Source organism: Sunxiuqinia dokdonensis (assembly GCF_001270965.1).
GTDB lineage: Bacteria > Bacteroidota > Bacteroidia > Bacteroidales > Prolixibacteraceae > Sunxiuqinia > Sunxiuqinia dokdonensis.
Map to the genome: position 1 here is coordinate 1 of NZ_LGIA01000082.1, position 9,497 is coordinate 9,497.

The following is a 9,497-nucleotide window of genomic DNA, read 5'->3' on the forward strand; positions in this document are numbered from 1 at the left end:
GTGAGTGAAGCCCTCACTGGTAAGTTCAGGCCGGGTACCAGTCAGCATGAAAGGATAAGATAAGGATGGCACCTAACGGTTGCCGGACTGGCCAGCTGGGGGCAGCGTTCTGGCTGCTGGTACTGTTTACTGATTACTTCGTCCTGATCCTTCCGCCCCGATGGACATCGGGACACCTTCCCTAAAAAAAAGGGAAGGAAGACCAACCACTGGCTTTGCCCGGTGCCATCCGGGTGCGGCGGTTTCCGAACTGCGATTCAAAGACTCGCTTAACCCATGCTTTGAGCTCTGGAAAGGTCGATTGTAAAGCCCGTTGAATCCGAACCAGCTTGGGTGTAGTTTGATGGTCGTTACAAACAGCCTGCTCCGACCAATCGGGGACTGTCAGCGAACCCCTGGCTACCGCTGCGCTCAAACGGGGGGTATCCGGAGAAGATTATGCTTTATAACAGCTAAAGCCAGAGGTTACTTTTTAAAAGAAATCGGAATTAACCCGTAGTGAGTATTCTTATGCCGCCCCACGCTTGTGCTTTAAAGATTGGTAGGGATTAATGAAATGGAAAATATTACTGATGTTTGACCGGAGCATCTTCTGGACGCTTCCAAAGGTCGGCATTGTTCGTTCTATTTATTAATTTTTAATTTTTTTAGCATGAAGCGTAAGTTTAATTGTGGTGCGTTGCCCATGTTGGTAGCAGCACTCACGTTGGTAGAAAATCTTGAGTCAGAAAAAGCAGCGTTTGTTGCCGAAAGTCCGGTGTGGGATGATCCCTATACGGCGAACTTCCGGGCTGCGATTGAATTGCTTTTGACGGAAGTGTATGGTATCAATCAGAAAAGTGAGCTACGGGCGATGACATCGCAGGTGAACCAGTTGGTGGAGGGCTCGATGGAGGATCTGCGGGTGGTCAAGTCGCAAATTGACCGTGGGTTTCGGCAGGATCCGGGTCAACGCGACAGTTTGCTTGAGCGCCTGGGGTACATGGCCCAATGGAAGGCTGCTGTGAAACCAACGCAAGAGGCGGTGATTGGTTTGTTGTTGAGCTTCCGTAACAACCTGGAGGCCGGCATGCGAACCGCGATGGAAGAAAAAGGGGTTTCGCCTGCCCGGATTGACCAGATTTTGACTGCCGGCGATACCCTGAAGCAATTGAATGTGACCCAGGAAAGTTTGAAAGGAACGACCAAGTTGGAAGTGGCACAGGTTAATGCGCAGTTGAACGCGATTTATGATCAGGCGATGGATATTGGTCATCTTGGCCAGAAGCTGTTTCGAAAAGACCCGCTCAAAAAGGATTTGTTTGTGTTTACCAAGCTGATTAAAGCGCAGAGCGGCAGTGCCAAATCGGGCACGCCTGATCCAGAGGGTGCAGCAGTTTAATGCGGCGGGAGGTCGCGTGTTTATGTTGCTGACCGGCAGCAAAAAGTTTATTGGAAACTGGCAACCGCAAGGTGGTTGCTGGTTTTTTTTGGCTTAAACGAATCATCAGCCGGATGTTTGCCACGCCTGGCCGGGAGCGGTCTTCTTGTCGCATGCTGTCGGACGCTTATCGCAAGGGATCCGGTAAATTCCGCAAGCTTCGTCCGTCATTTAGCAAGTTATCCGCATCATTTAGCAGCCGCCCCGCACGATTCCGCAGCCGTCCCGCGCAATTCCGCAGCTTCCCCGCACAATTCCGCAGTTTCCCCGCGCAATGTAGCAGTTGCCCTGCGCAATGTAGCAGTCGCCCCGCACGATTCCGCAGCTTCCCCGCGCAATGTAGCAGTTTCCCCGCACGATTCAGTAAGTTATCCGCGCAATATAGAAGATTTGCCGCGCAATATAGTAAGCTATCCGCATAATATAGCAGACTTGCCGCGCAATATCGCAAGCCTCGCCCGTCTTTTAGCTGGAGGGACTTGGCAGGCTGAAAGGCTCGTCATCCGTGAGGTTTCGGGTTTTTCCGATTCTATCGGGACTCCCTTTGGTCGCGGTTTCGGGTTTTGGGCTGTTGCGTTTGAACCCAGCAAAGGGTGACGCTGTCCTGACCCTTCCGCCCCGATGGACATCGGGACACCTTCCCTTAAAAAAAAGGCAAGGAAGACCAACCACTGGCTTTGCAGGAGCCATCCGGGGGTGGCGGTTTCCGAACTGCGATTCAAAGGCTCGCTTAACCCATGCTTTGAGCTGTGGAACGGTCGATTGTAAAGCCCGTTGAATCCGAACCAGCTTGGGTGTAGTTTGATTGTCGTTACAAATAGCCTGCCCCGGCCAATCGGGGACTGTCAGCGAACCCTTTCCCTAAATTCACGGGGACAGGCTGTTACCGCTGCGCTCAAACGAGGGGAAGTTCGGGCAAAAACAGACCAGCCGGGGTATCATTGAGAGCCGGCGCAACATACCCGGAGGGTTTGTATGTTTATAGAGATCGGGTATGCGGCAGTAGGTGCGACCCCGTCTGGGGTCGAATTCCTTGCAATGCTTGGCGATGCTATAAACATGCGATGCCTCCGGCATCATGAATTGGTCCTTGGTGCTGCTAAAATCAGACGAAGGCGGGCGGGTTGGTGAGCGGTCTTTGTCCTTGGCGAGTCATTTCGCTTGGTAGCCGCCGGGTACTGCGCGGATCCTTTCGTGTGGTGTTCAAAAAGATATGAATTACGATTACCACCCGATACAATCGCACGGGAGCGGGTGATTTTTTAAGGAAAATGTTTGTAAATGTCGGATCGGTTATCGAATGCAGCAAATATAACGGTATTGTTTTCGATGTAGATTCCTATTCGGAATTCTCACAGTCGTATTCGGTAGGTATGCTTGTATCCTTTAAGTTTCTTTAGTGCTGGAATGTCATTTAACGTGGTTGCACTTTGTGTTTTTTCAATGATATCGAGCAGCTTCTTTTTCGTTGATTTATCCGCTGTTTTATTGACTTGTTTCAGAAATTTTTTCGTTATTTCAGTCTTCATCGTGATTCGGATCGAGTGATGAGAGAAATGCTGTTTTTTCATCTTCAACCAATAATCCTGACTCAAGTCCCTCTTGCACGGAATAATACAAACTCATTTCTTCTGCTTCCTGTTCGCTGATTCTTTTTGCCTTGAAATTCAATTTTTTTGCCAGTTCGAGGATCAGTTTGGCATTTGATTCGGAATCCCCTCTTAGAATTATCGTTTCCATAGTATTTTGTTTTGTACAAATATACGGTATTTATTATTGACTTATTTTATTCCGAGGCTCTTGTTTGCTGTGGATATTAGGCGCTACGCGGATTGGTTGGTTTGCCAGTTCTTCATTTGAAAATACGTGCGCCCAATTTTTGAAAAACCACTAAGCGCCGTTTCGATGCTACCGCACGAATCCTTTCGTGTGATGTTTACGATCACCACGCGATACAATCGCGCGGGAGCGGGGGGGAGTTCGGGCTTGTGTGCATAAATTAAATTCGTACTTGCCTTGATCGTTTTATGTTTTTTATGCTCGAATGAGCATGAAGTATTCGCAAGACGTCAATTGTTTTATTGTTAATTTTATAGATGATCAAGTAAGATCCCAAAATTATGTTTCTATAACGTTTGTCTTTTGTCACCAAATGGCGGCACTCTACATGTAGTAGATAATTAGAATCTAAGCTCCACACTTTGCTGTAAATATCGGCTACAAAGCTTTTTGCTGCGCTTTGACCAAACATTTCTTCACCAAACGAATAGACTGAAATGATGTCTAAATCGAATTGCGCAGAGATTCTTACTTCTTTGCTTTCGATTTCAACCATGACTCAAAGTTTTTCATCGATTGTTGAACAGAATGGAATCGATCGTTTTCAGCTTTTTGAATGCCATCTAAGAATTCTTCTTGTGTCAAGGAGCATTTTGGATAGACCCAATTTTTCAAATCACTGTTTTTTACTGATGGTTTTAATTCTTTCATCTGTATATTTTTAATTCATGACAAACTTAAGAAATATCCAGAAGTGAGGCAACATTGTTTTGATGAAGTGGGGGCGGTGAGCGGACCAGGGTGGTGCGGTTTCCGCGATTTGAAGCCTCTGTACACTTCTTTTGACCACCCCTGATTGCCGATCCAGCGCCTGTAAATCCGTAGCAGCTGGGGCCTGTCCCGAACTCGCTTAGGGAAGGGGTGCCCCCGAGCTCTCGGGGACGGAGTGGTTGAAGCCCAGCGGGCTTGGAAATGTTTTGCGGTCCATGGGATTGCAAATCCCAAGTTGAATGGTCAGGATTGCAAATCCTGACCAGCTCGGGTTTTAACGAACGCACCGTCTTTAGCCATTTCTTTGATTAGGCCAAGCAAATACTTTCCTTTATTACTCCGGGTGTCTATCTCTAAAATTAACTTTTCCATACTTTTTGAGTGTCTGCTACAAACTTGCAATTATTTTTTTGCAACAAAAAAGAGGGTGGGAGGCTTTTTAAGTACTGCGAATAATTTAGTGTCATGTTTCGAGCCTTTAACAATTTGTGATAGAAGCGAAACCGAAAATATTAAATAGGTCCGTGACCTTACTTGGTCTAACCACCCAAAAGTTTTAAATCCTGAGCAGCCTGATTAGTTGATCCAGTATGCGAAGAACCGTAGCCAGAGGGCGGCGAGGATGATGGCGATTAGAAAAATGCCGGTGTGCCCGACCAGGGGCAGGGGCTTATTTTTCTGCCGGGCATAACGGCTATAAACCAATACGCCGGATAAACTACCTGCCAGGCTGAGTGCCAATAAAAGTTCGTTGAAGGGAGCTTGCCGTTGCCACAACAGGAAAGCAAAAACCAGGACATTGATCAGCGCCAGGTAGAAAAAGGTCATCTTGCGGTACATCACCAGCTCGTGGTAGCCATACATAAATCCGATGACGAAGACCATTTGCAGAAGTGCATTCAACCAGCTTGGGAGGCCCGGCAGCAAGATTGCCGGATTGCTGTGGTCGTGTAGTACCAGAACGGCCGCAGCGAACAATCGGGCCACTTGCCTGACGTACCGAAAGGCCATGTCGGTATCGAGCAGCATACCGGAGAACAGCAGGATGATGAGTGCGGCGATTAAGGGATGCAGGCTGGCAAAGCCCTCATTGGTGGAGAAAATGGCCAGCGAGAGGTTGATGCCGATAAACATGGAGATGCCGCCCATCGACAGCAGGGGAATTCCAGGCGGGTGGTGACTTCCCGGTGGGGCGGTGAGGTTTTTGGCCAAGGCCACCTGCGCCACCGAAGGGTGAACCAAAAAGATGGCCCCAAAAGCCATCGCAAAGTTGAGCGTAGCGGTGATCAGTTCATTCATGCGTGCTAAAATAAGCTATTTTTTTGTTTTTGACCCTCCGAGTGTTGCGGTTTCCGAACCGCAATTTAGCGGCCCGCTAAAATCCGAACCAGCCGGGTGTAGCTCGATTGTCGTTACAAACAGCCTGCCCCGACTGGTCGGGGACTGCCGGCGAACTACTTCCCGAAATTCTCCGGGACAGGCTGTTGCCGCTTCGATTAAACGAGTGGTAGTGGATTGTGCTTCTTCTAATAAATTAGAATTCAATGAAAACCACAATAGACACATAGACCACATAGGAAAGGTAGAGATGTTAGAAAGACTTGGACGCAGATGGCGCGGATGGTTATGATTTTTTAGGATTGGGAGAGGTAGTCGGTTGTCGGTTATCGGTTTTCAGTGTCGCCTCGGTTTGTGCCTATTGTTACTGTTTACTTCTTCCTGACCCTTCCGGTTCCGATAAAATGGGACACCTTCTCCCGAATCGAGATTCGGGACAAGCTCTTAAAAAAGGGAAGGAAGACCAACCACTGGCGTTGTTAGGTGTCATCCGGGTGTCGCGGTTTCCGAACCGCGATTGAAAGGGACGCATAAATCCGGACCAGTTGGGGTGTCGTTCGATTGTCGTTACAAACAGCCTGCCCCGACCACTCGGGGACGGCCAGCAAACTACTTTCCGATCTTCATCGGGACAGGCTGTTACCGCTTCGATTAAATAAGGGGTGGTGGATTGACGGCTGGATGCATATATTAAAGTCGTGTTTGTCTTGATCGTTTTATGTTTTTTATGCTCGAATGAGAATGCAGTATTCGCAAGACGTCAATTGTTTTATTGTTAATTTTGTAGATGATCAAGTATGATCCCAAGATTATATTTCTATAACGTTTGTCTTTTGTTACCAAGTGGCGGCACTCTACATGTAGTAGATAATTGGAATCTAAGCTCCACACTTTGCTATAAATATCGGCTACAAAGCTTTTTGCTGCGCTTTGACCAAACATATCTTCACCAAACGAATATACTGAAATGATGTCTAAATCGAATTGTTCAGAGATTCTTACTTCTTTGCTTTCGATTTCAACCATAACTCAAAGTTTGTCATCGATTGTTGAACAGAATGGAATCGACCGTTTTCAGCTTTTTGAATGCCATCCAAGAATTCTTCTTGTGTTAAGGAGCATTGTGGATAGCCCCAAATTTTTAAATCACTGTTTTTTACTGATGGTTTTAATTCTTTCATCTGTATATTTTTAATTTATGACAAACTTAAGAAATATCCAGAAGTGAGGCAACTTTGTTTTGATGAAGTGTGACGAGGCGCTAAGCGGATAGGTGTGCTTGCCGATTCTTCATTTGAAAATTCGCAGAGCGTTTTTTTGAAAAACCGTTAAGTGCCTGGAAAGACTGCCGGCGTTCTTGGCCGTTGGGTGTCGCGGTTTCCGAACCGCGATTGAAAGGGCTGTTGAATCCGGACCAGCGGGGTTCTATGCCAGGGCTCGATTTATTGCTTTCAAATATTCATCGATAACGATTTGTTCATCGAATTTTGTTTCGGCGAGTTTTCGAGATTGTTTGCCCATTTCCAGTTTTTTCGAAAAATCGAGATTAAGAAACCTTTCCATCTTTGAGGCTAAATCGTCTATTGATTTGGGGTCACAAATAAATCCGTTTACCTCATCAATAACGGTTTCTTTACAGCCGGGCATGTTCGTTGTAATAATCGGACGGCCAATAGCCAGAGCTTCCAAGAGACTTTTTGGAGTCCCCTCTCTATAGTAAGATGGTAAAATCACTGCATCCGCTTGTTGAATGACCGTTTTTACGTCGTCAGTTTTACCTAAATAGTTAATGTAACCCTTTTCACAAAATTGTTCCATCTCAGAAGCCGGGATAGCCAACGGATTGTTGACACCCATTTCACCTAAAAGTTGTACTTGAAAGTTGTGATAGCCCTTTTCTCGTAGACGCTCTGCCGCTAAAACCAATTCCTTGATCCCCTTTGGGTAAATCATTCGGGCAATCAATAAAAAATTGACTTGTTTGCTTTCATAAATCGGAGTGAAAGGAAACTCTGAAAGGTTTACGCCAGACCCAGGAAGCAAATGGGCAATTTCTTTTTTGACAATATTCCGTTTGGTTAGTTCTTCAAAATCATCTGGGTTTTGGAAGAAAACAGTTTTGACTTTCAACTGAGATATTTTGAAGAGGCCTTTTAGAACTGTTCTTGAAATAAGTCCATCAGTAAACAATGTCCCCATGCCAGCAACATTATTGATACATTTGATACCTAACGAGCGTGCAGCCAGTGAACCATATACGTTGGGTTTAATTGTAAAATTCAATAATACGTCAGGTCTGGTTTTCGCAAGGACTTTTCGCATGCGAAATAATAACGAAATGTCGTAAAACGGATTTTTGGATTTGGAGTCAATTCCCAACGGGTGAAAGTCACAGCCCAGTTCTTCTAATTTTGAAGAATATTCGTCGAAAGGTGCAATGGCGGTAACTTGAAACCCATTTTTAATCAATTCTTTAATTAAATTTCTCCGGAAGTTGTAGATGTACCAGGAAGTGTTTAGGAGTATTGCTATTTTCTTCATCGAGACGTATTGCATTTAAGATCATCTGATTAAAAGATAATTGTGATATTTTTTGTTGTGTCAATATTTCTTTTGCCCGTTGAGATGAACTTTCGCTGAGCACTTATGCTTGGCATTGTTGATTGCCTGAAGTTACGAGGTATAAATTTTACTGTCATGAATAATAAGTTTTCAGGAATTTGTGTAATACCAAACTTTATCCATGAACGTTTGAATATCTCTACTTTTTACAAATTCACGCATTCTTAATAAATTTATCTCTGATTTTTCACTTATTTCGGTGAGCGCTTGTTTCATTGTAGCTGCTAATTCCTCTGAATTTGAAATGTCACATATATAAATACCTGGGATTTCAAGGATTGCCTTTGTACATATGGTCGATACACAACGATTTCCAACACTCATCATTTCTAATAACACATTTGGAAAACCTTCATTAGTGGAGGAGATAACATTCAGTGCTGATTTTCTGTAGTAAGGAAACGGATTCTTTAGATTCCCAATCAAATGAATCCGGCCTGTAAGTCCAAGTTGTTCTATTAGTTTACGTAGATTGGCGTCCTCGTTGCCAGTTCCCCCAATTACCAAGTCTATGTTGGGAAAATCCTTAGCTAATCGAGAATAGGCAATAATCAGTGTTTTATGATCTTTTACTTTAATCAATCTTCCAAGTGTGAAGATGAAGGATGGATTCGGAAGCTCAATTTCGAGATCTTCAATTGACTTTTTTTGTGCATCTCTTAAATTGATAGGATTGGGAATTACTCTTATTTTCCATTTTTTAGCTTTTTTAAATGAATTTACTAATTGTTCTTGCATATGGTTAGTCTGACAGATTAGCAAATCAATCTTTGAATAACCAATGGTATAAAAGAGCTTGAAACGGGTAAGCTTTATCCCCTTAAATCGTTCAAAAATATTTGTTGATTCTCTGCATATCAGTTTGTTGCATTTTAAAATACCTACAGCTCTATAAAATCCTAATAATCCATTTAGATGAGTGAGGCTTGAATACATATTATCAATTTTATATTTTCGGCGAATTCGCAACAGAAAAAAAATGAGTTTTACAAATCCAACTACCTCTCTATTATTTGAGAAAGTTATTTGTGGATATTCAGTTTCTAGCCAATGAGAATCTTGTTTTTTAGAAATAAAAACAAAAATGACTTGTCTATTTGTCGATATATGTTTACCAATGTAACTAAGTACTTTTTCTGCTCCTCCAAGCCTATTGCTTGGAAACAATATTAGAGAGATACTTTCTTTCATTTGCTAATTTTTTCAGAATATATTTCTTTCACTGTGTCTGTTGTTTTTTATAAGGAATCTTTATGATTTTTTCACATAAAATAAAGAATACCATAATAATCAAAATTCGTTTAATTGAAATGATAGTAAAACCAAAGGTGTTTCGATGGATATAAAATGAAATATACGCCAAGGAAATGATAATAAATGTATATGTTTCCAATTGTCTTATTTTTGGCAGTAAATTCTCAATTGTGAGGAAAATACCCATCAAAAAATTTAAAAATACAATGAACCCCAGAATGCCAAATGAGGCATAAATTTCACCAATGTATGTAGACCCCATACCAAATGCTACGGTTGGGAATAATACATCCTGAAAATTAAATAAGTTTGG

General features: G+C 43.5%; 11 protein-coding genes. 1 reads left to right on the forward strand and 10 read right to left on the reverse strand.

From position 1 onward, the window contains the following. Window positions 1-652 precede the first annotated feature (652 nt). Window positions 653-1,381: a hypothetical protein gene (locus NC99_RS06835; RefSeq protein WP_053181360.1), complete on the forward strand. Its 729-nt coding sequence runs from the start codon at window positions 653-655 to the stop codon at window positions 1,379-1,381. A 1,557-nt stretch (window positions 1,382-2,938) separates the two neighbouring features. On the opposite strand, the gene NC99_RS06840 is transcribed toward NC99_RS06835, so the two are convergent. From NC99_RS06840 to wzy, 10 genes are all read right to left on the reverse strand, one after another. After that, window positions 2,939-3,160, reverse strand: a complete 222-nt coding sequence (locus tag NC99_RS06840; protein WP_053181362.1) for a hypothetical protein — start codon at window positions 3,158-3,160, stop codon at window positions 2,939-2,941. Between the two features lie 259 nt (window positions 3,161-3,419). Further along, window positions 3,420-3,755 (reverse strand): type II toxin-antitoxin system RelE/ParE family toxin, encoded by a 336-nt coding sequence (locus NC99_RS22660; RefSeq protein ID WP_053181371.1) that lies wholly within the window; start codon window positions 3,753-3,755, stop codon window positions 3,420-3,422. After that, complete coding sequence (locus tag NC99_RS06850) at window positions 3,728-3,910, reverse strand: hypothetical protein (protein ID WP_053181373.1); 183 nt, start codon at window positions 3,908-3,910, stop codon at window positions 3,728-3,730. The genes NC99_RS22660 and NC99_RS06850 overlap by 28 nt, the downstream gene beginning before the upstream one ends. Before the next feature lie 303 nt (window positions 3,911-4,213). Next, the gene (locus tag NC99_RS22555) at window positions 4,214-4,342 is read right to left on the reverse strand and encodes a hypothetical protein (protein WP_262509305.1); all 129 of its coding nucleotides are present in this window, start codon (window positions 4,340-4,342) and stop codon (window positions 4,214-4,216) included. 204 nt (window positions 4,343-4,546) lie between these two features. After that, the gene (locus tag NC99_RS06855; protein ID WP_053181375.1) at window positions 4,547-5,269 is read right to left on the reverse strand and encodes a hypothetical protein; all 723 of its coding nucleotides are present in this window, start codon (window positions 5,267-5,269) and stop codon (window positions 4,547-4,549) included. 729 nt (window positions 5,270-5,998) lie between these two features. Continuing rightward, the gene (locus tag NC99_RS22665; RefSeq protein ID WP_082326350.1) at window positions 5,999-6,334 is read right to left on the reverse strand and encodes a type II toxin-antitoxin system RelE/ParE family toxin; all 336 of its coding nucleotides are present in this window, start codon (window positions 6,332-6,334) and stop codon (window positions 5,999-6,001) included. Beyond that, entirely contained in the window at window positions 6,307-6,489 is a 183-nt protein-coding gene (locus tag NC99_RS06860) for a hypothetical protein (RefSeq protein WP_053181378.1), read from the reverse strand. Before NC99_RS06860 ends, NC99_RS22665 begins: the two co-directional genes overlap by 28 nt. 244 nt (window positions 6,490-6,733) lie before the next feature. Continuing rightward, complete coding sequence (locus NC99_RS06865; RefSeq protein ID WP_053181381.1) at window positions 6,734-7,849, reverse strand: glycosyltransferase family 4 protein; 1,116 nt, start codon at window positions 7,847-7,849, stop codon at window positions 6,734-6,736. Between the two features lie 171 nt (window positions 7,850-8,020). Next, window positions 8,021-9,121 carry a glycosyltransferase gene (locus NC99_RS06870; protein WP_053181385.1) on the reverse strand — a complete coding sequence of 367 codons (1,101 nt, stop codon included), beginning with the start codon at window positions 9,119-9,121 and terminating at the stop codon, window positions 8,021-8,023. Between the two features lie 28 nt (window positions 9,122-9,149). Continuing rightward, window positions 9,150-9,497, reverse strand: a 348-nt coding sequence (gene wzy, locus NC99_RS06875) for an O-antigen polysaccharide polymerase Wzy (protein WP_157624589.1), incomplete at its 5' end; no start/stop codon positions are given.

What these genes read in the sequence shown, in the direction of transcription:
- NC99_RS06835 (WP_053181360.1), top strand. Translation starts at nt 653, where the DNA reads ATGAAGCGTAAGTTTAATTGTGGTGCGTTGCCCATGTTGGTAGCAGCA.
- NC99_RS06840 (WP_053181362.1), bottom strand. Translation starts at nt 3,160, where the DNA reads ATGGAAACGATAATTCTAAGAGGGGATTCCGAATCAAATGCCAAACTG.
- NC99_RS22660 (WP_053181371.1), bottom strand. Translation starts at nt 3,755, where the DNA reads ATGGTTGAAATCGAAAGCAAAGAAGTAAGAATCTCTGCGCAATTCGAT.
- NC99_RS06850 (WP_053181373.1), bottom strand. Translation starts at nt 3,910, where the DNA reads ATGAAAGAATTAAAACCATCAGTAAAAAACAGTGATTTGAAAAATTGG.
- NC99_RS22555 (WP_262509305.1), bottom strand. Translation starts at nt 4,342, where the DNA reads ATGGAAAAGTTAATTTTAGAGATAGACACCCGGAGTAATAAAGGAAAG.
- NC99_RS06855 (WP_053181375.1), bottom strand. Translation starts at nt 5,269, where the DNA reads ATGAATGAACTGATCACCGCTACGCTCAACTTTGCGATGGCTTTTGGG.
- NC99_RS22665 (WP_082326350.1), bottom strand. Translation starts at nt 6,334, where the DNA reads ATGGTTGAAATCGAAAGCAAAGAAGTAAGAATCTCTGAACAATTCGAT.
- NC99_RS06860 (WP_053181378.1), bottom strand. Translation starts at nt 6,489, where the DNA reads ATGAAAGAATTAAAACCATCAGTAAAAAACAGTGATTTAAAAATTTGG.
- NC99_RS06865 (WP_053181381.1), bottom strand. Translation starts at nt 7,849, where the DNA reads ATGAAGAAAATAGCAATACTCCTAAACACTTCCTGGTACATCTACAAC.
- NC99_RS06870 (WP_053181385.1), bottom strand. Translation starts at nt 9,121, where the DNA reads ATGAAAGAAAGTATCTCTCTAATATTGTTTCCAAGCAATAGGCTTGGA.